The organism is Pseudomonas sp. PvP009, from assembly GCF_017832995.1.
GTDB lineage: Bacteria > Pseudomonadota > Gammaproteobacteria > Pseudomonadales > Pseudomonadaceae > Aquipseudomonas > Aquipseudomonas syringae.
In genome coordinates, this window is record NZ_JAFIBG010000001.1 from 2,454,095 (window position 1) to 2,478,925 (window position 24,831).

A 24,831-nucleotide genomic window follows, 5' to 3' on the forward strand; every position below is an offset into this window, starting at 1 on the left:
TATTTAAAAACGATCAGTCTAAATTGGAGGCGCATATGTTCAAGGGCATCTTGATCGACAAGGATGAGGCGGGATACCACGTCAATCTGACCGACATCGACGAAGCGCGGCTGCCCTCGGGCGACGTGACGATCGACGTGTCGCACAGCACGCTCAACTATAAGGACGCGCTGGCGATCACCGGTCAGAGCCCGATCGTGCGCAGCTTCCCGATGGTGCCGGGTATTGACCTGGCCGGTACGGTCGAGGCCAGCGATACACCTGAGTTCAAGGTCGGGGACAAGGTTCTGCTGAATGGCTGGGGCGTCGGCGAAGGGCATTGGGGCGGGCTGGCGCAAAAGGCCCGGCTCAAGAGCGAATGGCTCATTCCTCTGCCGCAGGCCTTCACGCCGGCGCAGGCAATGGCCATCGGTACGGCGGGCTACACCGCGATGCTCAGTGTCCTGGCATTGGAAAAGCACGGTTTGACGCCTGGCCATGGCGATGTGCTGGTCACCGGCGCCAATGGTGGGGTCGGCAGCTTTGCCATCGCCATCCTGGCCAGACTCGGCTATCGGGTCATTGCATCCACCGGGCGGGCCTCGGAAAGCGACTACCTGCAGCAACTCGGCGCGGCACAGATCATTGATCGGCAAACCCTCTCGCAGCCTGGGCGACCGCTGGCCAAGGAGCAATGGGCGGCGGCAGTCGACTCTGTCGGCAGCCATACATTGGCCAACGTGTGCGCCGGTATTCGTTATCGCGGCGTGGTGGCGGCGTGTGGCCTGGCGCAGGGCATGGAGTTTCCGGGGTCGGTTGCGCCGTTCATTCTGCGCGGTGTCACGCTGGCGGGTATCGACAGCGTGACTCGCCCACGCGCGGATCGGTTGGAAGCCTGGTCGAGGCTGGCGAGCGACCTGGACATGTCATTGTTACCGCTGATCAGCCGTGAAGTCGGCTTGAGCGAGGTGATCGACCTCGCGCCGCAATTGATTGCAGGGCAGGTTCGTGGGCGGATCGTGGTGGATACTGCACGTTGAGTGAATCACGGCGCGTCGGCACTGGCACACTCGAGTTCGACCAGTGCGCGATGCACTTGCGTCGTGCCGAGCCCGGTTTCGCATAATTGCAACGGCGTGCGACCGCCGAATGAGGTGTTGCGGGCAACCAGCCATTGGCTGGCACGCTCGGGCGTTGTAAACACCTGCAGGGCGTGGCTGGCAATCATCGCCACACGGTCCAGGCGTTCGGAGGCCACCAGATCCAGTGACTGCTGCTGGCGCTGACGCCGTTCGAGGGTTGAAATCGATGCGTTGAACAGTGCTTCCATTTGCCGAGGGCCAAGTGTCAGCGCTTCCCGCACTGCTCGGATCCAGCGCGGCGCAAAGCCCGCCTGAATATTCATCAGGCGTTCGGCCTCGCTGCGCTGACTGAGCTGGTGGGTCAGCAACCAGAAACTGGCCGCCGCTTCACGACGGCCAGTTGTTTTGCTGGCAGAGGAAGGAATCAAGGTGCGTGCCGGCCTTCGATGGCGGAAAGGACGGCCAAGGCTATCCCAGGCGACGCGTCGTTCAAGCAGCAGGATGTTACCGGGCGTTGCCTGACGGTAAAGGTGGTGCGCTGCAGCGCAGGTGTCGCACCAGAGCCCTCGTGCTAAAGTCGGTCGCCTGAATACGAATGAAAAGCGCCGTGGCTGTTGGCACGCGCTTGCACCAGAAAAGGCGTCGCTTTCTATGCCGCACGACCCTCACACCGATAAGGACGCACGCATTGTCAGCCAGCCTTCGCTGCCCGACGTCAACAAGCCGCTGCGCCTCTACCTCGATCGCCTGGCACCTTCAAGCCGCCTGACCATGACCTACGTTCTGCAGGATGCGGCAGACCGGCTGGGCATGGCTGACGTCGATATTCATGATATTCCCTGGCATACCCTGCAACCTGGCCACGTTACCGCGCTGGTCGCAACGCTGCGTCAGGATGACTACGCGCCCAATACCACCTCGCTGTATGTGAACGCCATTCGCGGGGTGATGAACGAAGCCTGGCGACACGACCTGATCAGCCACGATCAATTGCTGAAAATCCGCTCCATCAAACCGGTCAGCGGCACGCGATTGGTCAAGGGCCGCAACATCCGTCGCACGCTGATTCGTGAGCTGATGGAAGCCTGTGCTGCCGACCCCAGGCCGCAAGGGCGTCGCGATGCCGCGATCATTGCCATTCTGTATGGCTCGGGGATGCGCAAGTCCGAGTCGGTCAACCTCGACCTTTCCCAGATCGATTTCGCCGAGCGCAGCCTGCGGGTGCTGGGCAAAGGCAACAAGCAACTGATCAAGTACGCCCCCGAATGGGCCTTCAAGGCGCTGAACGACTGGCTGGCGTTGCGCCGGTCGTGCCTCCCGCCGGGGCAGGGCGACGACCCGTTCCTGTTCAACCGGATCCGCCGTGGCAGCCATATCACCCGCGACAGAATCACCAAGCATGCGATTTACTTCATCGCCAAGCAGCGCGGGCGCCAGGTGGGCGTGAACATCATGCCCCACGACTTTCGACGTTCGTTCATCACCCGGGTGATCGAAGAGTTCGATCTGTCGATTGCCCAGAAGCTCGCGCATCACACGCACATCTCGACCACCGCCAGTTACGACATGCGCAGTGACAACGAGCGGCGCAACGTTGTGGACCGGTTTGATCTTTGAGCAAAAAAAAAGCCACCTCGCGTAAACGGGGTGGCTTAAAAGATCTAACCAAAGGAGTGATGAAGCAGAGCAGAGATTCACCGGCATCGCGATGCGGATTCGCGGGGCCGGGAGAAATGTTCGTTCATCGCCGGCAACGTTAACACCGCCGTCCCCGATTCAGTTATCAGCGTTATCGATAGCCGTCATTGTCAAAAAAAATAGGACGGCGGGCCTGCCTGCGGATCGCCATCCAAAAACTGGATAGTTCGACCCTGAGCTATCCGGCAATCGGATAGCCAACAATTGGCAACAATTCCATGCTTTGCCGCACTTGAAACGTACGGGACTGAGCATGGAAAAGTTCGACATACACCGTAAAACCCGATTCGACTCGTTGGTACATGAGTACGGTCTGGATGGCAGCCGCCTGCTGCCGTGGGAAGGCTATCCGATGCCGTTTGCTGGCGGCTGGTGCGTGGTCCGTCCGGGCACCTGCAGCGAGGCACACACCCAGATCGATCAGGAAATCTTCATTGCCATCAAGGGCAGTGCGCGTCTGGTTGTCGGTGACCGGCAGATGGATTTCACCGTTGGCGATATCGCCGCCATTCCGAAACACACCAACCATTACGTCATCAACGATTCTGCCGAGGACTTCCACTTTTATGTGGTCTGGTGGGACATGAACTACGTCAACGCGTTCGTGGCGCAGCACAGCGAGACCACGGGGTGCCTCGATGAGTAAGTTCATTGTCACCATCACGCCACCGACCCCCAACGGCGATTTGCACATAGGCCACATCGCCGGGCCGTTTCTGGCCGCTGATGTCTTCACCCGCGTGCAGCGTCAGCGTGGCCACGAGTGTGTGCTGGTGTCCTACTCCGACGACTACCAGTCCTACATGCTGCGCAAAGGACTGGAGCAGGGCGTCGACCCGGTGGAGCTGGCCAGGCGCAATTCCGACCGCATCGAGGCCTCGCTGGCGGCCATCAACATACAGCCCGACAACTGGATGCGCCCGCACGACAACCCGTGGTTCGCCGAAGCGGTGGGTGAGGTGTTCGGTGCGTTGCGTGATGCCGGCGCGATCGAATGTCGGGATTCAAGCGAGCCGTATTGCCCTGATTGCGATGTCTGGGGTTACGAGGCGTTTGCCCGGGGCAACTGCAATTACTGCGGTGCCGAGTCCGACGCCAGTCAGTGCGAGAACTGCGCCCAGGCCCCTGACGCCGAGTTGATGACAGACTTGCGCTGCAAGCTTTGCAGTCAGCCCTCGCAATGGAAAAACGTCCATCGCGCGTTTCTGAAACTGGCCGGGTTCAAGCCGCAGTTGCGTGACCGCCTGCTGGGCCAGTCATGGCGCAAGCCGCTCGACAGCTGGTTGCGCGACAGCCTGGAGCACCTGCATGACTGGGGCGTCACACGCCCGGGCGACGGCGGGCTCGACCTGCAGGCCGACGGCTCGTGCCGGGTGCACACCTGGTTCATGGGGCTGGCGGGCTATATGGCGGCATTTCGGGAGTATGCCGACCGCGTCGGGCGTCCGGAGCTGTTTCGTCAGTACTGGCAATCAGGGCTGGGCACGCTGGTGCATTTTCTCGGCTTTGACTGTGTGTTCAGCCACGCCATCGTCTATCCGGCGCAACTGACGGCGCTGCGCGACATCAAGGTCCGCCAGCGCTTCATGCCCAATCAGTTTCTCAAGCTGGATGGCCTGAACCTGTCGACCAGCCGCAACCATGCGATCTGGGTCGGCGACCTGGCCCGTGAAGCCTGTGTCGACAGTGCGCGCCTGTATCTGGCGAGTATCGCGCCGGAGGAAAGCGAGGGTGATTTCCGCCAGGCGCAGTTTCTGGCATGGCGGGCAGAGGTGTTCGGCGAGTTTTTTCCGGCCTTGCTGGAGGCCGGCAGCAACCGCGACGACCACTGGTGGAGCGGCCTCTGCGGGGCAGACGCCAGTCTGCTGGAAGCGTTGCGCGTGCAGTGGAGCAAAGCCTCGGAGCCTGCGCAGTTTTCGATGAAACGCATGGCCCATGTGCTGCTGGACGTGATCGCCATTACTCGCGCGCGTCTGGCCGAAGGTCGCCCGATCAGCCATCTGGCAGCTTTCATCGCGGTGCTTGGCAAGGCGCTGATTCCGGACATGTCAGCGCAGATCATCAGCGCGTACGGACTGCCTGAAGCCCGCGTCCACGCCACGCTCATGAACGGCCCGGCCGCTGAATACTCCATCTGAACGGATTCACGACAATGCTCATCGATTATGAGATAGCGGTCATTGGCGCCGGGATCACCGGCGCCAGTATCGCGGCGAAGCTGTGCAGCGCCGGTGTGTCGGTCGCGTTGATCGACAAGGGCGCAGCCGGCAGCCTGGGCGCAAGCGGTTATTCCGGCGGCCTGGTTCGCCTGTATGACAGCGATCCGCTGCTGATGGAGCTGGCGGCCTATTCCATCAGCCTGATGGACGACGGCGTTTTTGCGACCACTTACGCCAGTGCGTTGCGGCGTACCGGGGTGATTTACCGGGCGGCTACGGACCAGCTGGATAACCTGTACCGCGCCATCGACCAGTACGGCAGCGAACGCTACCCGATGCGCCTGCTGTCAGGTCACGAGCTCGATGGCCGGCGCTACCCGCATTGCCCGACGCTGGAACGGGTCAACCTGTTCGAGCCGCGCGCCTGCGTCGGCAATGTGCGCCAGGCCGTTGCTGCGCTGTGTCAGTCAGTACGCCAGCAGGGCTTGCTGCTCGAGCATCGCGAGATCAAGTCCATTGACTGCCGGGCCCCCGACCTTGTGCACATCGATCTGGGCAGCGCCACGCTGCGTTGCCGGGCCGTGGTGGTCGCGGCCGGTGCCTGGAGCCAGCACCTGGTGTCGCACCCGGGGCTGGAAGCACGCTCGATTCCCCTTGCCCGGGTGCTGACCGAAGGCGACTGGTCAATGCCGGTGATTGATGCGGTTACCCAGAGCTACGGCATACCGCTGACTCGGCATATCGTGCAGACCGGCTGTGGCGCGCGTGACAGCGGCCTGTGGCCCGAGCATCTTGCGCAGCCCGATGCACGGCATCGCGAGGACGCCTGCAAGCGCGTCGCCCAGTTGTGCGCCTCGGCCGGCAAGCCGCAGGTGCTCGATGTGTTGCCCGGTTTCGACAGCTACAGCGCCGACGGTCGGCCGATGCTGGGGTTCTGCGCCGAGCGCAGCCCGGTGTATCTGGCCGCAGGCATGTCCGGGCTGGGCTTCAAGTTCGCGCCCGGCGTGGCGCACATTGCTGTCGAGCAACTGCGCAGGCATCTGGCCGGAACGGACCGCGCTTGCCCCGGCTGGTCGGCATTGTCGCCAGGCAGGTCGATGCCGGGCTTTTCAGCACAAGACCTCGCGCTGGCGAGCGTGCAGTCATGACGTCCTCGGTCGACTCGCGCCTGCCGGGCTTGCGGGTTGGGGTCAGCGCTCTGTTCGACCCCGACGACACGCCGCATGCACGGACCTTCATGAGGGCACTGGCGGTGGCGCGCAATTGCATGCCGGGGCTTGAACGGGTGCAGTGGCACTTTCTCGACGACGCTGCCGATGCCGTTCGCGGGGCCGATGTAGGCCGGCAAATGATCGACTGGAAGGCCGACCTGGTCATCGGTCATTTCTCTTCGGATGCAGCCGTCGCTGCCGCGCCGTTGTATCGACACGCCGGTATTGCCCTGCTAACCCCCGCAGCAACGATCGATTGCCTGACTCTGGAGCACCGTAATGTCTTTCGTTTCTGCCCCGCGGACCGGCAACTGGCGGCGGATCTGGTCAGCTGGCTGGCGACTCGTCAGTGGCCGCGCGTGCATGTTCAGGCCGACGACAGTGCTCACGGTCGGGCCTTGTGCGTCGCTATCAGCGCGGCGCTGGATAGTGCCGGGTTGCAACGTGTCGACGAGCTCGAGCAGGCCGATGTCGAGGTGTTTGCCGGACGCCTCAAACCCAGTCGCGAGCACTGGCAAGCGCGGCGGCAGGCCGGCAGTACCCGACCGCTGGTGCTGACCGACGACGCTGCCTCGCCGTATCTGGGCACCGCAGGGCACGACGGCAACACCTTCGTGATCGGCTTCGGAGCCCCCGACAGTGCCGGACATCGCTGTCAGGCCCAGGCACTGCACCGGTCACTGTTCGCTGCTGAGCCACAGACTTACTTTCGCGAAAGCCTGTTGATGCTTTACGTGCTGGCCGAGGTGGCCCGCGGCGGTCTTCGCGCCGGGCAACTGCCGGATGCGTTTCGGCACAGCACCTTCAACACACCGCTGGGCACGGTCAGCTTCGATCAGGGCGAGCTGCGCAGCGCGACGACCTGCCTCTGGACGCCAGGCCCCAACGGGCTGAGCCGTGTCACCCGATAGCCCCCAAAACACCGCTTTACATCAACTCTAAGGACAGGAACTTCATGGGTAACTCGACACCACACACCTTGCATTCGGACGCCGTCTGTATCGGCTTCGGTCCGGCCGGTATCGCGCTGGCCTGCGCGTTTGCCGATGCGCGAGAGGCCAATGACCCACTGGGCGCGCTGTCCGTTCGTTATCTGGAGGCCGCGCAGGACAGCCAATGGCATCGCGAACTGCTGCTGGCCGGAACGGACATCAATCATCACGTATTTCGCGATCTGGTGACCCCGCGCAACCCGCGCAGCCGCTTCTCGTTCGCCATGTACCTCAAGGAACACGGGCGAATGTTCGATTTCGGCCTGCTGGGCCGCCCGGCCAGTCGTCATGAATGGTCGGATTATCTGGCCTGGGTCGCCGCGCAGGTGGACAGCCAGACCTGCTTCAACACGCTGGTCACCGGAATTGACCCGGTGTTGCGTCATGGGCGCCTGCATGAACTACGCGTGTGCACGGCGGATACCTGCTTCACGACGCGCAATGTCGTGCTGTCCAGCGGCAGCGCGCCGCGTATTCCCCACGCGTTCGAGGCGCTGATCGGCACGACGCTGTTTCACACGTCGCAGTTTCTGAGCCGTCTGCAAGCCTTCGGCGAGCAGTTGCCCAAGCGCTGGCTGGTGCTCGGTTCGGGGCAGAGCGCCAGTGAGTCGGTGCTGGAGCTGGTCAGCCGCGACGCCGGCATCGAGGTGCATTCGGTGCATCGCTCGGCCGGTTTCAAACTCACCCAGTTGGGCCAGTTCCCCAACCGTGTATTCGCCCCGGATCACGTCGACTATTTCCATAGTCTGGACCCGGCCGCGCGGCAGCGTTTTCTCGACTGGAGCCGCTCGACCAATTACGCGGGGATCGACCCGGACGAAAGCCAGAAGCTGTTTTCGCTGATCTACGAAGACGCCATCGCCGGGCGCAAACGCCTGCAGACCTACGCCTACAGCGTGATCAGCGCCATTGAGCCCGTCGCCGAGGGCTACCGTGTCGAGCTGACCGACACCTTTAGCCAGCGCACCCAAGTGCTGGAGGTCGACGCCGTGGTACTCGGCACCGGGTATCAGCAGTACCTGATACCGCCGTTGTTGAGTGGTTTGCAGCCATGGCTGCGGGCCGATGTCGACGGGGGGCTGCTCATCGATCGGGATTATCAGGTCGCCACCCAAGGCGAGTGCGACGTGAATATCTGGGTCAACGGTCTTTCCGAACGCAGTCACGGAATCAGTGACAGTCAGTCGTTTTCACTGATGGCACTGCGCGCCGAGCGTATCGCCACCGCCCTTCAGCAGGCTGTAGCACCGGCCGCCGAACCCTTGCTGGCACAGTGGAAGTGAAGCCCATGTACAACTCTCTTTGCGAAATCGTTCATGATCAGACCTTCCTCAAGGTGACGGGCCTGGGCGCCGATTTTTTCCTGAAAATGGAATCACTCAACCCGGCAGGCTCGATCAAGCTCAAGACTGCCGTGGGGTTGATCAATGACCTTCAGGCGCGGGGCCTGCTGGGCCCGGACACGATTCTGATCGAGTCCTCGTCGGGCAATCTCGGGGTGGCGCTGGCGATGATCTGCGCTGAGCGGGGCATCCCGTTTACTTGCGTGGTCGACCCCAACAGCTCCAGCCATAACATCCGCATGATGCGCAGCTACGGCGCAGAGGTCATCCAGGTCGAAATCCCGGACGCCAACGGCGGGTTCCTTGGGACGCGCATCGAGCTGATCCGCCAAAAAGTGGCCAGCGACCCGCGCTATGTCTGGCTCAATCAATACGAGAATGCAGCGAACCCGCGCGCCCATGCGCGAACCACGGCGCGTTCGATCAGCCAGCATTTCGGCCATGTGGATTATGTGTTCGTCGGCGCCGGGACCACTGGCACCTTGATGGGCTGCATTCAGCATTTTCAGCGCCATCATCCGACCACCCGAATCATTGCTGTGGACACTGTCGGCTCGGTGACCTTCGACACCCCGGCCAGCCGGCGCTTCATTCCCGGACTGGGCACCAGCCAGCGCCCGCCGATCTTCAACGCCGACGGCATTCATGCGCTGGAAATGGTCCCGGAATCACACACCGTCGCCATGTGCCGCATCCTCGCGCGCAGCAAGGGCTTGCTGGTCGGCGGGTCGACCGCAACGGTGATCGCTGCGGTGCATGCCTGGCGCGAGCGCATCGAGCCCGGTTCAGTGGTCGTGGCGTTGTCGCCGGACTGGGGCGAGCGCTACCTGGACACGCTGTACGATGACCAATGGGTCGAGCAGCGTTTTGGCCGCGAAGTGCTGAGCATGACCCTGGCAGACCTTTCCTCATCAGAGGCTGCAACATCTCCGGGAAGCGTGAAAACGCCTTCGCGAGCAAGCTCGCTCCCACAGAATAGGTGTGTAAATGTCGTGCGCGCGCACGCAACGCCTTGTGGGAGCGAGCTTGCTCGCGAAATCGGCGGTTCAGTCGCAGCGCCTTCGGGTGCAAGCGCGCTTGCGCAGGAGCAGAGTTCAACCTTCTGGCTGGCCGCCGAGCGGCTGAAGCGGGCGGCGTTCCATGTGGTCGATGGTGAGGTGGTTGCGCGCCTGCTGGCGGCAGACCCGCTGGCGTGTATCGATGATGTGCAGGCGGCTTATCTGGATCATGAGGCTGGCCGCACGATCAACCCCGACAGTTACTTTCTGCGCTTTGCGCAGGCGCCGGCCAATCGCATCATTGCCTTGCCCGCCAGCCTGTCGGGCGAGCAGCCGGTCAGTGGCATCAAATGGATTTCCAGCTTTCCGGGCAATATCGACACGGGTCTGCAGCGCGCCTCGGCGGTGCTGATCCTCAACGATCCGCTCACCGGCTATGCCTTTGCCTGCCTGGAAGCCTCGCGCATCAGTGCCATGCGCACGGCAGCCTCGGCGGTGCTCGCTGCGCGCTGGATGACCCGCCAGCAGCGTCATGTCGGGCGAATGTCGTTCATCGGTGCCGGTTTCATTGCCCGCACCATCCTCGACATGTTCGTCAGCGATGGCTGGACGATGGACGCGGTCAGCGTCTTCGATCAGCACCAGGATTCGGCGCTGGCGCTGGTCGGGCATGCTGCCAGTCACCATGGACTGCACAGCGAGCCAAGCGACCTGGCGACGTGCTTGCAAGCCGATGTGGTGGTGTTCGCCACTACTGCGCCGAGCCCCTATGTACTGGAACCGGTGTTTCAACCGGGGCAACTGGTGCTGAACATCTCGTTGCGCGATCTGGGGCCGGAGGTCATTGCCCAGGCCAACAACATCCTCGATGACGTCGAACACTGCCTCAAGGCTCAGACCTCGCCTGACCTCGCCGTGCAGCAGTATCAGCATCGCTCGTTCATTACCGGGACGCTGGCACAGCTGATGACCGGGCAAGTGGAGCTGAGCCTGGACAAGGCTTCGATCTTTTCGCCGTTCGGGCTCGGCGTGCTGGACCTCGCCGTGGGGCAGCGGGTGTATCGCCAGGCGGTGGCCGAGGGTAGCGCTTTGCCGGTGCCGCAGTTCTTCTTTGAATCGGCGCGCTGGTGATGGCCATGCACACGCATACCGTCGCCATTATTGGCATGGGCTCACGCGGGTTGAGCATTCTGGAGCAGTTGATCGGCATGAGTCGTCACGCCGTGCAGCAACCGCTGCGTATCGAGGTGTTCGATCCGCAGTCGCCGGGCAGCGGGTTGCACCTTGCGCAGCAGCCGGATTACCTGATGCTCAACACCATGGCCGGTCAGTTGTCGGCGTTTTCCTCGGCATTCCCGGCGTGTGAACCGCCAGGCCCGACCTTTTTGCAATGGTGCAGCCGTGAGGATATACGCCTGGACGAGCGCGGCCATGTCAGCCCGGATGGGCAGGGCAGAGCGGTCGCATTTGGCGATTTCGTGCCGCGAGCATTGCTCGGGCGCTATTTGCAGGACAGTTACCGTTTTCTGCTGCAACGCTGCCCGGCGCATGTGCAGGTGTGTCACCACGCCGAGCAGGTGCTGAGCTGCCAGCCAACGTTGCGAACGCCGGGTTTCCGGCTGCGCACCGGCAGTCTGGCAATGGACGTCGATGGCGTATTCCTCACCAGCGGACACGCACCTGAAAACCCCGCGCAGCAGGACGTCGGCGAGTGCGTGGTCATCGAAGGCCTTGGGCTGACGGCCATGGACACGCTGGCGCATCTGACTCAGGGGCGTGGCGGGCGCTACGTGCGTGATGGCGGCTTCGCCGGCTGGCGTTACCTGCCGTCCGGACGCGAGCCCAGGGTGTTGATGTATTCGCGTAGCGGTTTGCCGTTTCATGCCAGGCCGCAATGGCATGCCTGCCGTCACGCACCCTTGCCAAGGTTGTTTTTCACGGCCGACGCCATAGCGCGTCTGCGCGAGCAGAAGGAAGGCGGGCGGCTCGACTTTCGCGCCGATGTGCTGCCCCTGATCCAGGATGAGATGCGAGCCGTATTTTATCAGGCCAGGGTCCGGATGGAGGCGCCTGGGCGGTTGGACTCTGTCCAGCGCCTGCTGCGCGAGTCAATCTCCAGACCGGCAGTGTTTGCCCGTCTGGCAGGACAAGGGGGTGCATTCGATCCTGAGTACTGGATGATCACCCAGCCTTGGTCTGGCGCCGAAGGCTCGTATGGGCCGTGGTTCGTCGACTGGATTAAACGTGACCTGGCCCTGAGTCGGCTGGGCACCGCGCACAGCCCGATCTGTCAGGCGCTGGAGGTCTGGCGCGATTATCGCGACCTGTTGCGTCTGGTCGCCGATCGCAACGGCCTGACCGAATCCTCGACGCTGGAGTTCTACGGCACTTGGGCAGGACTGAGCAACCGTCTGGTCGGCGGGCCGCAGAAGGAACGCCATGAAGACCTGCTGGCGCTGATCGAGGCCGGGGTCGTGACGGTCTTGCCGCCGATGAGTGACGTGCAGGAGCCGCACAACCGCCTGCCTGCCCGTGTCGCCCACAGCGGTGTGTCGGGCAGTGGTCAGGGGTTGATCAACGATCTGCGCGAGCGCGGGCTGATTCGTGCCGCCCATGCCTGGCCTGCCGATGGCATCGACACCGACGCCGTGGGCCGCGCAATCGGTCGCGACGGTGAGGTGCAGCAGCGGCTCTGGGTTCTCGGGCCCTCCGTGGAAGGCTGCACGTTCTACAACCACTACGTACCGACACCTGATCCGACCTGTCGCGCGCTGATCGAGGCGCGCCGGGCGGTCGAGTCATGCCTGGATACGCTGACAAACACAACTTCAAGTGGCATCACATTTCAGTTGAGCAAAGCCACTCAAGCTATTAATTAAAAAGGAATTATTGCTATGTACGAAATCACTTTGCTGACCGCCCTTGCTGGCGCGTTCATCGTGCTGATCATCAGCCCCGGTCCGAACTTTCTGGTCATCACCCAACTCTCGTTCAGCCAGTCGCGGCAGCAGGGTATCTGTGCCGGGCTGGGCGTTGCTTCGGGCAGCATCCTCTGGGCCTTGCTGGCCGCTACCGGGTTGGGACTGGTGTTTCAACAGTTGCCATGGCTGCAACCGACGCTGCAATTGCTCGGCGGTGCCTACCTGACCTGGCTCGGCAGCAAAAGCCTGCGCAGTGCCGGCCGCCAGCCCAAACCCAGGGACATCGCTGCGCTGGGCATTGGCAGTCTGAGCCGCGCCTACCGGTTCGGCCTGCTGACCAACCTGACCAATCCCAAGGCGCTGGCGTTCTACACCAGCGTGTTCACCACCGTGACCACGCCAGGCATGCCGATGTGGGTGCGCACTGCAGGTGTGTCGATCATCGCGGTACTGGCGATTTCCTGGTTCGTGCTGCTCGCCACGCTGTTTTCGATACCTGCGGTACAGACGCGCTATCAGCGTATGAAAAAGGCCATCGACATCATCACCGGGTTTTTCATGATCGCTTTCGGTCTGCGCCTGCTGATCGGCTTGCTGCCGGCTGGCTTCATTCACTGAAATCATCTGTAAAGGAATACCTGTATGCATCGCAACGACTGGCACTACCCGACTTCCATCCGCGCAGGCGCAGGACGCGTCAATGAACTGGCCGACGCCTGCAGGGTGACCGGCATACAACGTCCGCTGCTGATCACCGACAGCTTTCTCGGCAGCACCGACATGATCGCCAGCGCCGTAGAGGACTGCCGCAGCCAATTGGGTCACTGCGGCCTGTTTGACCGGGTCAAGGGCAACCCGACCGGCACCAATGTCGCCGAGGGGCTGCATGCTTACAGAGCCGGTGGCTACGACGGTGTGATTGCGTTTGGCGGCGGCTCGGCGCTGGACGCTGCCAAGGCAGTCGCACTGATGTCGGGCCAGACCCGCCCGTTATGGGATTTCGAAGACATCAACGACAACCATCTGCGCGCCCATCCGGATGGCATTGCGCCGGTGATTGCGCTGCCGACGACGGCCGGGACCGGCTCTGAAGTCGGGCGTGCGTCGGTGATTACCGATGAACAGGCGCAGGTCAAACGCACCATCCTGCACATTCGCATGATGCCGCGCATCGCGATTCTGGATGCCACGCTGACACTCGACCTGCCCAGGCACTTGACCGCCGCCACCGGGGCCGATGCCTTGACCCACTGCATGGAATCCTGGTGTTCGCCGGCCTGGCACCCGATGGCCGAGGCGGTTTCGGTCAAGGGCATGCAGATGATCAAAGCGTTTTTACCGCGCGTTGTTGCCGATGGGCAGGATCTGGAGGCGCGACAGCAGATGCTGGTGGCCTCCAGCCTAGGCGCGGCCGCGTTTCAGCGCGGGCTGGGCGGCGTACACGCGATCGCGCAGAGCCTTGGGGCGCTCTACGACCAGCATCATGGCTTGCTGAACGCGATCCTGCTGCCCTATGTGCTGGAGGCCAATCGATCGGTGCTGCAGACGCAAATGGACGATCTGGCGGTTTACCTGCGGTTGCCGTCGCCCGGGTTTTCCGGGGTGATGGACTGGCTGCTGACGCTGCGCGAGCAGATTGGCATTGCGCATACGCTGAGCGAGATCGGCATCGATGATCGCGAAGCCGAGCGGGTAGGGCAGATGGCCTTTGCCGATGGCTGCTCGCACACCAACCCGATTCGCCATTCGGCGCAGGTCTACGCGCAGATTTTCAGCCGTGCAGTGAGGGGCGAGTGAACCATGGCTGCCCTGAACGAGGCGGGCATACAGCGTCTCGACCAAGTCTGGCGCGGTTTCGTCGAGCAGGGCCGGATCGTCGGCGGCGTGCTGTTGCTGGCTCGCCAGGGCCGCCTGGCATACGCCAATGCACGCGGCTGGGCCGATCGCGAGCAGCAGATTCCGGTCACCCGCAGCACGCGTTTTCGCCTGGCCTCATTGACCAAGCTGTTGACCTCGGTCGCGGTGTTGCGGCTCTGCGAACGGGGTGTGCTGGATCTGCACGCTTCGGTAACGCACTGGCTGCCAGCCTTTCGACCGCGTCTGGCCAATGGCCGCGAGCCACTCATCACGCTGCAGCACCTGCTGTCACACACGTCGGGTTTGAGCTATGGCTTTGAGCAGGCGCCCGATAATGCCTATCAGCGAGCCGGGGTGTCGGACGGGCTGGACCGGGTAGCGTTCGACCTGCAGGAAAACCTGACGCGTTTGGCGCGTGTGCCCTTGCTGTTCGAGCCCGGCAGTGCCTGGGGATATTCGCTGGCCACTGATGTGCTGGGTGCAGTGGTCGAACAGGCCACGGGGCTGGCGTTGTCAGAAGCCATCGATAAATGGGTCACCGCGCCTCTGCGCATGCATGCGACCTCATTCAGGCACCTGCCGGGATATCCGCCGCTGGCCAGCGCCTACAAGGACGGGGACGGCGGCCCGCAGCGTATCGGCGATGACGATGAGGTGCTGCTCGCCAGCGGCAAGGCGCAGCTTTCCGCAGCCCGCGCCTCTGACACTGATGCGTATGAGTCGGGTGGGGCGGGAATGCTCGGCACGGCGGATGACTATCTTCGGCTGCTTGAATGCCTGCGTCTTGGCGGAGCGCCGCTATTGGGTGAGGCCAGTACCGCGCGCTTGCTGGGCAATGCGATCGGCCAGACGAGCATCGCCAGCCGCGGGCCCGGCTGGAGGTTCGGGCTGGGGCCGATGATCCTCACCGATCCAGCGCTCGCCGGGCAGCGGCAGGGCGCGGGAACCTGGTCATGGTGCGGGCTGTATGGCAGCCATTACTGGGTCGATCCGCGTGCTGCGCTGAGCATGGTGGTCCTGACCAACACGGCGGTTGCCGGCGCGTGGGGCGAATTTGCCGACGCAATCGTCGATGCGCTTTACCCGGAGCCCGTGGTCAGGCCCGGGCAAATTGCTTGCGGTAACTGCTCGGGCTGATGCCTACCAGATTGCGGAAGTGCCGGCGAAACGACTCTTCGGAGCCGAAGCCGGCGCGGTCCACCACTTCGTTCAGGCGTAATTTCGACGATTCCAGCAGTTCCTTGGCGTAGGCAATACGCTCACCGAGCAGCCAGTCGTAAGGTGTCAGCCCGGTGCTTTCCATGAAGCTGCGGTGCAAGGTGCGGGTACTGAGCGCCGCGCGTGAGGCCATCTCCTTGATGGTATGCGGGCGCTGCAAGTCGCTGCGAATCCAGTCCATGAGGTTGGAAATCGGCCCGTCGCTGGCCGATACCAGCTGCCGGGATGCGTATTGCGATTGTCCACCTTCGCGATGAGGTGGAATGACCATGCGCTGCGCGACCATGTTGGCGACGCGCGAGCCGTGATCGTTGCGCACCAGGTGCAGCATCATGTCCAGCCCTGCGGCCGAGCCTGCTGCGGTCACGATGCTGCCCTGATCCACATACAGTTCGTTGGGCTGAATGGTCAGGCCCGGGTACATGGTGGCCAGCAGGTCGGTATAGCGCCAGTGGGTCGTTACCTTGTGCCCGTCGAGCAGACCGGCCGCCGCCAGTACGAAAGCCCCGGTACAGATCGAGCAGATTCGCGCGCCGCGTGCATGAGCCGCCTGAAGCTGTTCAATGAGCCGTTGCGGGACCTCGGATTCCACCCTGCGCCAGCCCGGCACGATGATCGTGTCGGCGTTTTCCAGCAGCACCTCGCCGGGTGTCGGCACGATGGTGATGCCCCCGGCAGCGGTGATCGGGCCGTCGTCGACCGGGAAGGTCGCGAACTCGTACCAACTGACGCCCAACTCTGGTCTTTTCAGCGCAAAGACTTCAACCGTGCAGCCAAATTCGAAGGTGCACAGCTGGTTGTAGATGAGTGCGACAACGAGATGATTTTTCATGGCGCGATGTTACCGGATATTGGCATTTCAGCCAGTAGTTTGGCGTGATGCTACTGAGTAATCTGCTCTGTGTCACCGCTGAAACCCGCTTAACCCTCAATATGATGCAAGTGGTCTGCCATGCAGGCCCTGGAGCCAACTCGTGCCACTCAATATCGGTATCTACGTTTATGACGACGTCGAGGTTCTCGACTTCGCTGGCCCCTATGAAGTGTTCACCACCGCAACCCGCATGCACGCCCGCAATAGCCGTGATGACCGGCAGTTGTTCAACGTGTTCACCATCGGCCGCAGCACGGCGCCGGTGCGTGCCCGCGCCGGGCTCAAGGTCGATCCGGATTTCTCGATCAACGACCATCCGCCCGTCGACTGCCTGATCGTCCCGGGTGGCGTGGTGACCGCCGAACTGGAAAAACCCGACGTGATCCACTGGATCAGTGATCAATCGGAGCCTGGTCGCGTGGTCGCTGCCGTGTGCACCGGCGCCTTCCTGCTGGCCAGGACCGGCAAGCTGGCCGGCAAGCAGGTGACCACGCACTGGGAAGACATCGACGACCTCAAGGAAATGTTCCCGTCGGTGGACGTGCTCAGCACGCTGCGCTGGGTCGATGAAGGCTCGTTCGTGACCTCGGCAGGCATTTCTGCCGGCATCGACATGAGCCTGCACCTGGTCGAGCGCCTGCACAGCCGTGAACTGGCCGAACGCACCGCGCTGCAGATGGATTTCGACTGGACCGAGAACGACTGAGTCATCCAGTCGCGCTGCGGATACCCCTGAAGAGGCTATGTGCCCGAAATGTGCATAGCCAGCGCTTCAACGCTATAGCCAGCGTCCGCCTTACCCCCGCTTGAGACACTCATTCGAACGACCGATAACCCGGCCAACTCGGTGTTTCGGCGGGGGTTTCCTGTATTCCCGAGCCTTCGGCTCAGCGGCAGGACCGCACCCACCTTTGCAAAACCAGAGTGCAGGACACATGAAAACCCACTTCTTCAAAGTCGTTCAAACCGTTGCACAGCACGGTTCGTTCTCCGAGGCCGCCGCCATTCTGGGCTGCAGCCAGTCGAACATCAGCTATGCGATCAAGGAAGTCGAAGATTTTTTCGAAAAACGCCTGTTCATTCGCAGCCGCACGGGTTGCACGCTCACCCCTGAAGGCAAGGTCATCAACCAGACCCTGGGAAATATCATGGCCACGCTCGAACAACTAAAAAAAATGGGGTCAGTGGCAGCGTCACCATTCATTACCACTCGCACATCCGCGAGACCGGCCTGAGCGCCTCGCTGGACTTTCTCGCCCATCATTACCCCGATATCCACCTGAATGTGCTGCACCGCAGCGAACAGAATCCGTCGCTGGACGCATTGATAAAGGGCGTGGCCGATATTCTCATCCTGCCGGGTACTGTGCTGGACGAGCATTACCTCGAACACCATTGCTGGTCGGACCACTACGTACTGGTGGCGGCGCGAAGCAAGCAGGGCAAGGCGCAATGTTTCGCCGAGCTTGCGCAGGTGTCGCGCTATGTTGCCTGGCGGCATCCAGGCGTGGAGCGCCTGCACCAGCAACTGGCATCGGCACAGGTACGGCTCAGCCATCGCGGCGAACTCAGTTGCCTGGACACGCTTCTGGATCTGGTTACCAAGCGCCATTGCATCTCGATTGTGCCCAACGCGCTGTTGAGCGGGCGGCTTCGCGAGCTGGAATCGATCCCGTTGCCGCTGACCGTGAGGCGTCAGATCAGCGTCGTGGCGCGGCCTGCTTCATTGCTGTCCAACGCCGCCAATGCCGTGGTTCAGGCACTGAAAAAACCACCGGCCTCTAACACTCGGCCTGATTGACCGAGGTGTCACAAAACACTGTCACAGTGCCCTCAACGAACGTTTGAACGCGATACGAATGCAACGAATCGGGCCGGCAAGGCTCATATCCGTAAGCAATACATTCAGGACGCTCCGCACGCGGGGCGTCTCAGGTCGCCGATTCGAGAGGAAGACTGAACGCTATGACGATACCGGACAAGCAGTACGTGGACTGGCTGGTCGAGCAATCGATGCTGAACGCCGCAAGACAGCGCGCCAAGACCTATTCGGGGCAGGGCAGGCTCTGGCAGCGTCCTTTCGCCCTTGCACGTCCCAGAGACGCCTCCGCTATCGCCTCGGTCTGGTTTACCGCCTACCCGGCCTCCATCGTCACCCGCGAAGGCGGCTCGGTGCTCGAAGCGCTGGGTGATGAGACCCTCTGGCATGCACTGTCGGAAATCGGCATTCAGGGCATTCACAACGGGCCGCTGAAGCTTTCCGGCGGCTTGCAGGGCCGCGAGCGTACGCCAAGTATCGATGGCAACTTCGATCGCATCAGTTTCGGCATCGACCCCGACCTGGGTACCGAGGCGCAGTTGTTGAGCCTGACGCGCATTGCCGCAGCGCACAACGCGGTGATCATCGACGACATCATCCCGTCGCACACCGGCAAGGGCGCTGACTTCCGCCTGGCCGAGATGGCGTACGAGGATTACCCCGGTCTGTTCCACATGGTCGAGATCCGTGAGGAAGACTGGCAACTGTTGCCTGAAGTGCCTGCGGGCCGCGATGCTGTCAACCTGATGCCCGATGTGGTGGATCAGCTGCGCGACAAGCATTACATCGTTGGCCAGTTGCAGCGGGTAATTTTCTTCGAGCCTGGGGTCAAGGAAACCGACTGGAGCGCCACTGACGTGGTACAGGGCGTTGATGGCAAGGCCCGCCGTTGGGTTTACCTGCATTATTTCAAGGACGGCCAGCCCTCCCTGAACTGGCTGGACCCCAGCTTTGCCGCGCAGCAGATGATCATCGGCGACGCGCTGCACGCCATCGATGTCATGGGCGCCCGCGTATTGCGTCTGGACGCCAACGGCTTCCTTGGTGTCGAGCGTCGCGCCGAGGGTACCGCCTGGTCGGAAAGCCATCCGCTGTCGATCACCGGCAACCAGCTTTTGGCCGGTGCGATCCGCAAGGCGGGCGGCTTCAGCTTCCAGGAGCTGAACCTGACCATCGATGATATTGCCTCCATGGGGCAGGGTGGTGCGGATCTGTCCTACGACTTCATTACCCGGCCGGCCTATCAGCACGCGCTGCTGACCGGCACCACCGAGTTCCTGCGCCTGATGCTGCGTCAGGTGCATGCCTATGGCATCGATCCGGCGTCGTTGATCCATGCCCTGCAGAACCACGATGAGCTGACCCTGGAACTGGTGCATTTCTGGACGCTGCACGCCCACGACACCTTCCATTACCAGGGCCAGACGTTCCCGGGCAACATCCTGCGCGAGCACATCCGTGAGGAGATGTACGAAAAGCTGTCCGGCGAACATGCGCCGTACAACCTCAAGTTCGTCACCAACGGCGTCTCTTGCACCACGGCGAGCATCATCACTGCAGCGCTGGGCATTCGTGACCTGAACACCATCACCGATGCCGACATTCAGCAGATCCAGCACATCCACTTGCTGCTGGTGATGTACAACGCCATGCAGCCGGGCGTGTTTGCTCTGTCGGGTTGGGACCTTGTGGGTGCCCTGACACTGCCGGCCGAGCAGGTCGATCATCTGATGCAGGATGGCGACACACGCTGGGTTCACCGCGGCGCCTACGATCTGGTCGATCTGGACCCGGAAGCCGAGTTTTCTGCGGGTGACATGCCGCGTCCCAAGACGCTGTACGGCAGCCTGGTCACTCAGCTCCAGCGTCCCGATTCGTTTGCCTCCCAGCTCAAGAAAATTCTCGCTGTGCGCCGCGCTTATGACATCGCCGCAAGCCGTCAGATTCTGATTCCGGATGTCGAGCATCCAGGGCTGCTGGTCATGGTCCATGAATTGCCGGCCGGCAAGGGCACGCAGATCACTGCGCTCAATTTCAGCGCGGAGACCATCGTCGAAACGCTGCAACTGCCCGGTATCGCGCCGGGTCCGGTGGTCGACATCATCAACGAGCGCGTTGAAGGCGATCTGACCAAGCAGGGCGAGTTTACTATCACCCTGGACGCCTACGAAGGGCTGGCCCTACGCGTGGTCAGCGCCTTGCCACTGTAAGGTGTAACGCGCAGCGGGATCGGCTGCGCGTTACCGCTGAGTCAGGCTGCTCAGGGCTGATGCTTTTTCAGGCGATAAGCAAACTGGGCGCGGCTCAGGCCCAGCAAGCGCGAGGCGGCCGCCAGGTTGCCTTCGCTCTTGTCCAGCGCCTCCTGGATCAGGCGCTGTTCGAGGCCGTCGATGGAGAACGTCTGATCCGGCTGATTCAGGGAGTCCAGCAGCAAAGCAGCAGGTGCCTGCTGTCCGGCAGGAGCCGATGCCTGACGCAGTGCTCCATGGTGATTCAGCGAGTAGGCGTCCCGTGGTAACGATTCGTTGCGGAAAATATGCACCAGATCGATGGCCTGGCCTTCGTCGCTGGCAATCAGGCCGCGCTCAATCAGGTTCTGCAATTCACGCACATTCCCGGCAAAGTCATAACCCAGCAGGGTTTTCAGCGCACGCATGGTCAATCCGGCAGGCGTCCTGCCGTACTCCTGACAGAAGCGCTTGAGAAAGAAATTGATCAGCAGTGGAATGTCATCGCGGCGCTCGCGCAATGGCGGCAGGGCGATCGGGTAGACGTTGAGGCGATAGAACAGGTCTTCACGGAAATCGCCAGCGGCCACCGCCTTGCGCAGATCGACGTTGGTCGCCGCCACCACTCGAACGTTGACCTTGATGCCGTGCCCCCCCCCAACGCGCTCGATCTCCCGTTCCTGCAAGGCGCGCAGCAGCTTGCTTTGCCCGGCAAGGCTTAGCGAGGTGATCTCATCGAGAAACAGCGTGCCACCGTTGGCGCGCTCGAAACGCCCGGGTCTGGAGTGCGTGGCCCCGGTATAAGCCCCTCGCTCGACGCCGAACAGTTCGGCCTCGATGAGGTTGTCGGGGATGGCTGCGCAGTTGAGCGCTACGAACGGGCCTTCGCGGTTGCGGCTGAGCTGGTGTAACTGGCGGGCGAACATTTCCTTGCCGACTCCGGACTCACCGCTGATCAATACGGTTGCCGGGGTCATCGCCACTCGTTGCAACGCCTGGCTGGCCGCATTGAAGGCAGCACTTGCGCCTACCAGTGGCTGGTCAGTGGCGGTCGGCGGGCTTGCCTCATAGCTCGCTGCTGGCGTCGGGGCGCTGTGCACTGGAGCAGGTGAGTTGACCGCTCTCAGGTAGCTCAGGTCGCGTTCGACATCGCCCCATTGTTCCGAGGTTTTGCCAACCACACGGCAGCTTGCATGCCCCATGCCCCGGCATTCGACTTCGCGGAAAACCACCATCTGCCCGAACAGGCCGCTGACAAACCCGGTGGCGTAGCCGATTTCGGTCCAGCACACCGGATCCTGGCCGATACCATAGGCTGCGACATGCTCGTCGGCTTCGCACGAGTGATGCCAGAGAAACTCCCCCTCGTAGAACCCTGACTCGGCGTCGAATTTGAAGTGCAACGGTTCGACCTTGGTCATGCCTTCCAGTGTATGCAAGTGCGTACCGGCCCGAAACGCCGAAGAGGCGTCAGCCTGTGGCCAGCGCTCGCGAATCAATCGGGCGTCCCGCGCGCCAGACAGGTACCCGGCACGGGTGAACATCCCGCGTGCCTGCTCCTGGCCCAGCCGCTCGATGATCTCGCGGCGCAGGGTGCCGAACGATGAGGTGTGCAGCAGCAACATGCGCTGGTCGTTGAGCCAGATGCGCCCGTCGTCAGGCGAGAAGAACAGGCAACTGGTCAATTCCTCGGCGGTTGGCGAGCCGCCTGCGTGCGTTTGACTGCTGTCGCCGCGAGGCGAGAAATGCTCGGTGGGAACGCTGTGATCGGGCAGCTCGCAGTGAGGGTTGTTCATGGGTGTACCTCGGCCGGGCGATGGTCGAAATGATCAAATCGAGGCTTGATTAATAAACATAACTTCATCAAATGAACAAGCGCGTCCGCGTAGAGTTTCCACTGAGGGGGCTCGACACTTCAGCAAGGTCGTCGCAAACCCTCGTTCCAAAGCGGTTGAGTGATGACATGATGGTCGGATTACAATCCCGGCACAGGCTTTGCTCTGACGTATGTACGGCGCATGCTTCCCACTACAAAAGGGGCAGGCGATTACAACCATAAAAGCCGGAGTCTTAATATGTCAGCGTCTGATGGCACCCCTCTGTTGCAACGCGCGATTGAAGCCGAATGCGTTTTCAATGGCGACTGGATTCCTTCCTCGTCTCCTTCATTGCCCGTCATCGAGCCCGCGACAGGCGAGCTGCTGATGAACACTGCCATGGCCGATGCTGCAGACATTGCCGTTGCCTGCCGTGAGGCCGCGCTGGCTCAACCTGCCTGGGCGGCGCTGGGGCCGCGTGAAAAGGCCGACATATTTCTTCTGGCCGCCGATCATGCGGTCTGTGCGTTCGATGAACTGGCCCTGTATGTCGCCCGCGAGACCGGCGGCAGCCTGCAAAAGGGCCAGCACGAAGTGAACGAGACCATCGTGTTGTTGCGTCAGGCTGCGGGGATGCTGTCGCAGGCCCATGGTCATGGCCTGATACTGCCGAGTCAGGCAGGTCGTCTGTCCTATGCGCGGCGTGTTGCGCACGGTGTGGTGGGGGTGATATCGCCGTTCAATTTTCCTTTGGTACTGTCCCTGCGCTCGGTCGCTCCGGCGCTGGCTGCCGGCAATGCCGTGGTGCTCAAGCCCGATCCACAGACGCCGATCAGCGGCGGTTTCCTGATCGCCCGGCTGTTCGAGGAAGCCGGCCTGCCCAAGGGGCTGTTGCACGTGCTGCCGGGTTTGGTCGATGCCGGCGAGGCGTTGTGCCGCGACACCAACGTGCAGATGATCACCTTTACCGGCTCGACTGGCGCCGGACGCAAGGTTGCCGAGGCTGCGGGTCGCAATCTGAAGAAAGTGTCGCTGGAGCTGGGCGGCAAGAATCCGCTGGTGATTCTCGAAGACGCCGACCTTGATCTGGCCGCCAGCAATGCGGCGTTTGGTGCCTGGCTGCACCAGGGGCAGATCTGCATGGCCACCGGGCTGATTCTGGTGCATGAGTCCATTGTCGCCGACCTGACCCGCAAGCTGGCGGACAAGGCGCGGGCGCTGACGGTGGGTAACGCGGCACTCGGTGAGGCTGCTCTGGGGCCGCTGATCAACAAACGGCAATTGCAGCACGTGCATCAGGTGGTCAGTGACAGCCTGCAGGCCGGCGCGCGACTGGAAACCGGTGGCGAGTATGAAGGCCTGTTCTATCGACCGACTGTGCTCAGCGGCGTGAAACCCGGCATGCGCGCATTCGACGAAGAGATTTTTGGCCCGGTGGCGGTTGTGGTCAGTTTTTCCACGGACGAGGAAGCCATCGAGCTGGCCAATCGTTCCGAGTATGGCCTGGCGGCTGCGGTGATTTCCCCTGACATCGGCCGCGCGACGGCGCTTGGCGACCGACTCAGGTGCGGCATGCTGCACATCAACGATCAGACAGTGGCCGATGAGTGCGTCAACTCGTTCGGCGGGCGCGGTGCGTCGGGCAACGGCAGCAGCGCTGGCAGCCCCTCGGACTGGGATGAATACAGCCAATGGCAGTGGGTGACAGTTAAGAACCAGGCGCCGGCCTATCCATTCTGAGTCTGACTGATATTCCATGCTTCACTGCAACAAGTGATTTGATTCAACGGCAAAACGTGATCCAACAACAATAAGAGCGCGTGACTATGAACCTGAATAACAAAACACTGATCGTCACTGGCGTGTCATCCGGTATCGGCGCTGAGCTGGCACGTGTGGCGCGCTTCCAGGGTGCCCGAGTGATCGGCATCGATCGTCATGAACCGCAACTGACCGTGGACAGTTTCTTCCAGGCGGACCTTGCCGATCCAGGCAGTATCGACGCGTTGATCGAGCGTTTGCCCAAGCAGATCGACGGCCTGTGCAACATCGCCGGTGTACCCGGCACTGCCCCCGTTCAGGCAGTCGCCCAGGTCAATTACCTCGGGCTGCGTCACCTGACCCAACGCGTGTTGCCGCGCATCGTGTCGGGCGGCAGTATCGTCAACGTGGCGTCGATACTCGGCTCGCAGTGGCCTGAAAGGCTGGAGTTGCACAAGGCGCTGGCTGCCACCGAAAGCTACGGCGAAGGGCAGGAGTGGCTGGCGGCCAATCCGGTCGCCCATGAAACCTGCTACCAGTATTTCAAGGAAGCGCTGATCGTCTGGAGCTTCAAGCAGTCGCAGGAATGGTTTCGCGATCATTCGGTACGCGTCAACTGCGTCGCCCCGGGGCCGGTGTTCACGCCGATTCTGGGAGACTTTGTCAGCATGGTTGGCCAGGAGCGGGTCGCCCGTGATGGCCTGCACATGAAGCGCCCTGCGCTGGCCGATGAGGTGGCCGAGGTAATTGCGTTTCTGTGTTCCGACGCCTCGCGCTGGATCAACGGTGTCAACTTGCCGGTGGATGGAGGGTTGGCCGCTTCCTACGTGTAATGGCTGCACGTGTTGCAACCCCGGCGACGCGCTCGTGGCGT

General features: G+C 62.3%; 21 protein-coding genes. 18 read left to right on the plus strand and 3 right to left on the minus strand.

The genetic code is table 11. The features are described 5' to 3' along the window. Positions 1 to 35: 35 nt before the first annotated feature. A complete protein-coding gene (locus JOE29_RS10970; RefSeq protein ID WP_044313084.1) occupies positions 36 to 1,019 on the plus strand; it encodes an MDR family oxidoreductase in 984 nt (327 codons plus the stop codon). A gap of 5 nt (positions 1,020 to 1,024) precedes the next feature. Here JOE29_RS10970 and JOE29_RS10975 read toward each other — a convergent pair whose 3' ends face one another. Then, the gene (locus tag JOE29_RS10975; protein WP_044313085.1) at positions 1,025 to 1,489 is read right to left on the minus strand and encodes an antitoxin Xre/MbcA/ParS toxin-binding domain-containing protein; all 465 of its coding nucleotides are present in this window, start codon (positions 1,487 to 1,489) and stop codon (positions 1,025 to 1,027) included. Between the two features lie 223 nt (positions 1,490 to 1,712). Between JOE29_RS10975 and JOE29_RS10980 the strand changes: the two genes are divergently transcribed. From JOE29_RS10980 to JOE29_RS11030, 11 genes are all read left to right on the plus strand, one after another. After that, positions 1,713 to 2,678 carry a tyrosine-type recombinase/integrase gene (locus JOE29_RS10980; RefSeq protein ID WP_017279173.1) on the plus strand — a complete coding sequence of 322 codons (966 nt, stop codon included), beginning with the start codon at positions 1,713 to 1,715 and terminating at the stop codon, positions 2,676 to 2,678. A gap of 334 nt (positions 2,679 to 3,012) precedes the next feature. Next, positions 3,013 to 3,405, plus strand: a complete 393-nt coding sequence (locus tag JOE29_RS10985) for a cupin domain-containing protein (RefSeq protein WP_003410749.1) — start codon at positions 3,013 to 3,015, stop codon at positions 3,403 to 3,405. Then, entirely contained in the window at positions 3,398 to 4,897 is a 1,500-nt protein-coding gene (locus JOE29_RS10990) for a methionine--tRNA ligase (RefSeq protein ID WP_210079489.1), read from the plus strand. Before JOE29_RS10985 ends, JOE29_RS10990 begins: the two co-directional genes overlap by 8 nt. A 14-nt stretch (positions 4,898 to 4,911) precedes the next feature. Next, positions 4,912 to 6,066, plus strand: coding sequence for an FAD-dependent oxidoreductase (locus tag JOE29_RS10995; RefSeq protein ID WP_210079490.1), 1,155 nt, complete (start codon positions 4,912 to 4,914; stop codon positions 6,064 to 6,066). After that, positions 6,063 to 7,040: an ABC transporter substrate-binding protein gene (locus JOE29_RS11000; RefSeq protein WP_210079491.1), complete on the plus strand. Its 978-nt coding sequence runs from the start codon at positions 6,063 to 6,065 to the stop codon at positions 7,038 to 7,040. Before JOE29_RS10995 ends, JOE29_RS11000 begins: the two co-directional genes overlap by 4 nt. Before the next feature lie 44 nt (positions 7,041 to 7,084). After that, positions 7,085 to 8,404: a SidA/IucD/PvdA family monooxygenase gene (locus tag JOE29_RS11005; protein WP_099314586.1), complete on the plus strand. Its 1,320-nt coding sequence runs from the start codon at positions 7,085 to 7,087 to the stop codon at positions 8,402 to 8,404. Between the two features lie 5 nt (positions 8,405 to 8,409). After that, positions 8,410 to 10,593 carry a 2,3-diaminopropionate biosynthesis protein SbnB gene (sbnB, locus tag JOE29_RS11010; RefSeq protein WP_210079492.1) on the plus strand — a complete coding sequence of 728 codons (2,184 nt, stop codon included), beginning with the start codon at positions 8,410 to 8,412 and terminating at the stop codon, positions 10,591 to 10,593. Continuing rightward, positions 10,593 to 12,341: an FAD/NAD(P)-binding domain-containing protein gene (locus JOE29_RS11015; protein WP_210079493.1), complete on the plus strand. Its 1,749-nt coding sequence runs from the start codon at positions 10,593 to 10,595 to the stop codon at positions 12,339 to 12,341. Before sbnB ends, JOE29_RS11015 begins: the two co-directional genes overlap by 1 nt. Positions 12,342 to 12,356: 15 nt before the next feature. Continuing rightward, complete coding sequence (locus JOE29_RS11020) at positions 12,357 to 13,001, plus strand: LysE family transporter (protein WP_210079494.1); 645 nt, start codon at positions 12,357 to 12,359, stop codon at positions 12,999 to 13,001. Between the two features lie 24 nt (positions 13,002 to 13,025). Then, complete coding sequence (locus JOE29_RS11025; RefSeq protein WP_210079495.1) at positions 13,026 to 14,180, plus strand: iron-containing alcohol dehydrogenase; 1,155 nt, start codon at positions 13,026 to 13,028, stop codon at positions 14,178 to 14,180. A 3-nt stretch (positions 14,181 to 14,183) separates the two neighbouring features. After that, positions 14,184 to 15,377 (plus strand): serine hydrolase domain-containing protein, encoded by a 1,194-nt coding sequence (locus JOE29_RS11030; protein ID WP_210079496.1) that lies wholly within the window; start codon positions 14,184 to 14,186, stop codon positions 15,375 to 15,377. Here the strand turns inward: JOE29_RS11030 and ftrA are convergent. After that, positions 15,337 to 16,290, minus strand: a complete 954-nt coding sequence (gene ftrA / locus JOE29_RS11035) for a transcriptional regulator FtrA (protein WP_057407209.1) — start codon at positions 16,288 to 16,290, stop codon at positions 15,337 to 15,339. The two genes, JOE29_RS11030 and ftrA, sit on opposite strands and share 41 nt — an antisense overlap. 142 nt (positions 16,291 to 16,432) lie before the next feature. On the opposite strand from ftrA, the gene JOE29_RS11040 reads away from it, so the two are divergent. The 4 genes from JOE29_RS11040 to treS all read left to right on the plus strand — a co-directional run bounded on the left by JOE29_RS11040 (position 16,433) and on the right by treS (position 20,361). After that, on the plus strand, positions 16,433 to 17,038 hold the full coding sequence (locus JOE29_RS11040; RefSeq protein ID WP_003314850.1) for a DJ-1/PfpI family protein: 606 nt from the start codon (positions 16,433 to 16,435) through the stop codon (positions 17,036 to 17,038). Positions 17,039 to 17,267: 229 nt separating this feature from the next. Continuing rightward, entirely contained in the window at positions 17,268 to 17,567 is a 300-nt protein-coding gene (locus JOE29_RS11045; RefSeq protein WP_024682648.1) for a LysR family transcriptional regulator, read from the plus strand. Beyond that, positions 17,564 to 18,133 carry a substrate-binding domain-containing protein gene (locus tag JOE29_RS11050; RefSeq protein ID WP_235387548.1) on the plus strand — a complete coding sequence of 190 codons (570 nt, stop codon included), beginning with the start codon at positions 17,564 to 17,566 and terminating at the stop codon, positions 18,131 to 18,133. Before JOE29_RS11045 ends, JOE29_RS11050 begins: the two co-directional genes overlap by 4 nt. 164 nt (positions 18,134 to 18,297) lie before the next feature. Continuing rightward, positions 18,298 to 20,361, plus strand: coding sequence for a maltose alpha-D-glucosyltransferase (gene treS, locus JOE29_RS11055; protein WP_210079497.1), 2,064 nt, complete (start codon positions 18,298 to 18,300; stop codon positions 20,359 to 20,361). Positions 20,362 to 20,411: 50 nt separating this feature from the next. On the opposite strand, the gene JOE29_RS11060 is transcribed toward treS, so the two are convergent. Then, positions 20,412 to 22,175, minus strand: coding sequence for a sigma-54-dependent Fis family transcriptional regulator (locus JOE29_RS11060; RefSeq protein WP_103362289.1), 1,764 nt, complete (start codon positions 22,173 to 22,175; stop codon positions 20,412 to 20,414). A 279-nt stretch (positions 22,176 to 22,454) separates the two neighbouring features. Here JOE29_RS11060 and JOE29_RS11065 point away from each other — a divergent pair, with 279 nt between their 5' ends. Together JOE29_RS11065 and JOE29_RS11070 are read left to right on the plus strand one after the other, a co-directional pair. Continuing rightward, positions 22,455 to 23,936 carry a benzaldehyde dehydrogenase gene (locus JOE29_RS11065; protein ID WP_122255833.1) on the plus strand — a complete coding sequence of 494 codons (1,482 nt, stop codon included), beginning with the start codon at positions 22,455 to 22,457 and terminating at the stop codon, positions 23,934 to 23,936. An 86-nt stretch (positions 23,937 to 24,022) separates the two neighbouring features. After that, positions 24,023 to 24,790, plus strand: a complete 768-nt coding sequence (locus JOE29_RS11070) for a coniferyl-alcohol dehydrogenase (protein ID WP_003426464.1) — start codon at positions 24,023 to 24,025, stop codon at positions 24,788 to 24,790. The last annotated feature ends 41 nt before the right edge of the window (positions 24,791 to 24,831 follow it).

Bases quoted from the DNA above. Each gene is read 5' to 3' on its own strand.
- JOE29_RS10970 (WP_044313084.1), top strand. From the start codon at position 36: ATGTTCAAGGGCATCTTGATCGACAAGGATGAGGCGGGATACCACGTC.
- JOE29_RS11030 (WP_210079496.1), top strand. From the start codon at position 14,184: ATGGCTGCCCTGAACGAGGCGGGCATACAGCGTCTCGACCAAGTCTGG.
- JOE29_RS11000 (WP_210079491.1), top strand. From the start codon at position 6,063: ATGACGTCCTCGGTCGACTCGCGCCTGCCGGGCTTGCGGGTTGGGGTC.
- JOE29_RS11015 (WP_210079493.1), top strand. From the start codon at position 10,593: ATGGCCATGCACACGCATACCGTCGCCATTATTGGCATGGGCTCACGC.
- JOE29_RS11020 (WP_210079494.1), top strand. From the start codon at position 12,357: ATGTACGAAATCACTTTGCTGACCGCCCTTGCTGGCGCGTTCATCGTG.
- JOE29_RS11060 (WP_103362289.1), bottom strand. From the start codon at position 22,175: ATGAACAACCCTCACTGCGAGCTGCCCGATCACAGCGTTCCCACCGAG.
- treS (WP_210079497.1), top strand. From the start codon at position 18,298: ATGACGATACCGGACAAGCAGTACGTGGACTGGCTGGTCGAGCAATCG.
- ftrA (WP_057407209.1), bottom strand. From the start codon at position 16,290: ATGAAAAATCATCTCGTTGTCGCACTCATCTACAACCAGCTGTGCACC.
- JOE29_RS10990 (WP_210079489.1), top strand. From the start codon at position 3,398: ATGAGTAAGTTCATTGTCACCATCACGCCACCGACCCCCAACGGCGAT.
- sbnB (WP_210079492.1), top strand. From the start codon at position 8,410: ATGTACAACTCTCTTTGCGAAATCGTTCATGATCAGACCTTCCTCAAG.
- JOE29_RS10985 (WP_003410749.1), top strand. From the start codon at position 3,013: ATGGAAAAGTTCGACATACACCGTAAAACCCGATTCGACTCGTTGGTA.
- JOE29_RS10995 (WP_210079490.1), top strand. From the start codon at position 4,912: ATGCTCATCGATTATGAGATAGCGGTCATTGGCGCCGGGATCACCGGC.
- JOE29_RS11065 (WP_122255833.1), top strand. From the start codon at position 22,455: ATGTCAGCGTCTGATGGCACCCCTCTGTTGCAACGCGCGATTGAAGCC.
- JOE29_RS11070 (WP_003426464.1), top strand. From the start codon at position 24,023: ATGAACCTGAATAACAAAACACTGATCGTCACTGGCGTGTCATCCGGT.
- JOE29_RS11025 (WP_210079495.1), top strand. From the start codon at position 13,026: ATGCATCGCAACGACTGGCACTACCCGACTTCCATCCGCGCAGGCGCA.
- JOE29_RS11045 (WP_024682648.1), top strand. From the start codon at position 17,268: ATGAAAACCCACTTCTTCAAAGTCGTTCAAACCGTTGCACAGCACGGT.
- JOE29_RS11005 (WP_099314586.1), top strand. From the start codon at position 7,085: ATGGGTAACTCGACACCACACACCTTGCATTCGGACGCCGTCTGTATC.
- JOE29_RS10980 (WP_017279173.1), top strand. From the start codon at position 1,713: ATGCCGCACGACCCTCACACCGATAAGGACGCACGCATTGTCAGCCAG.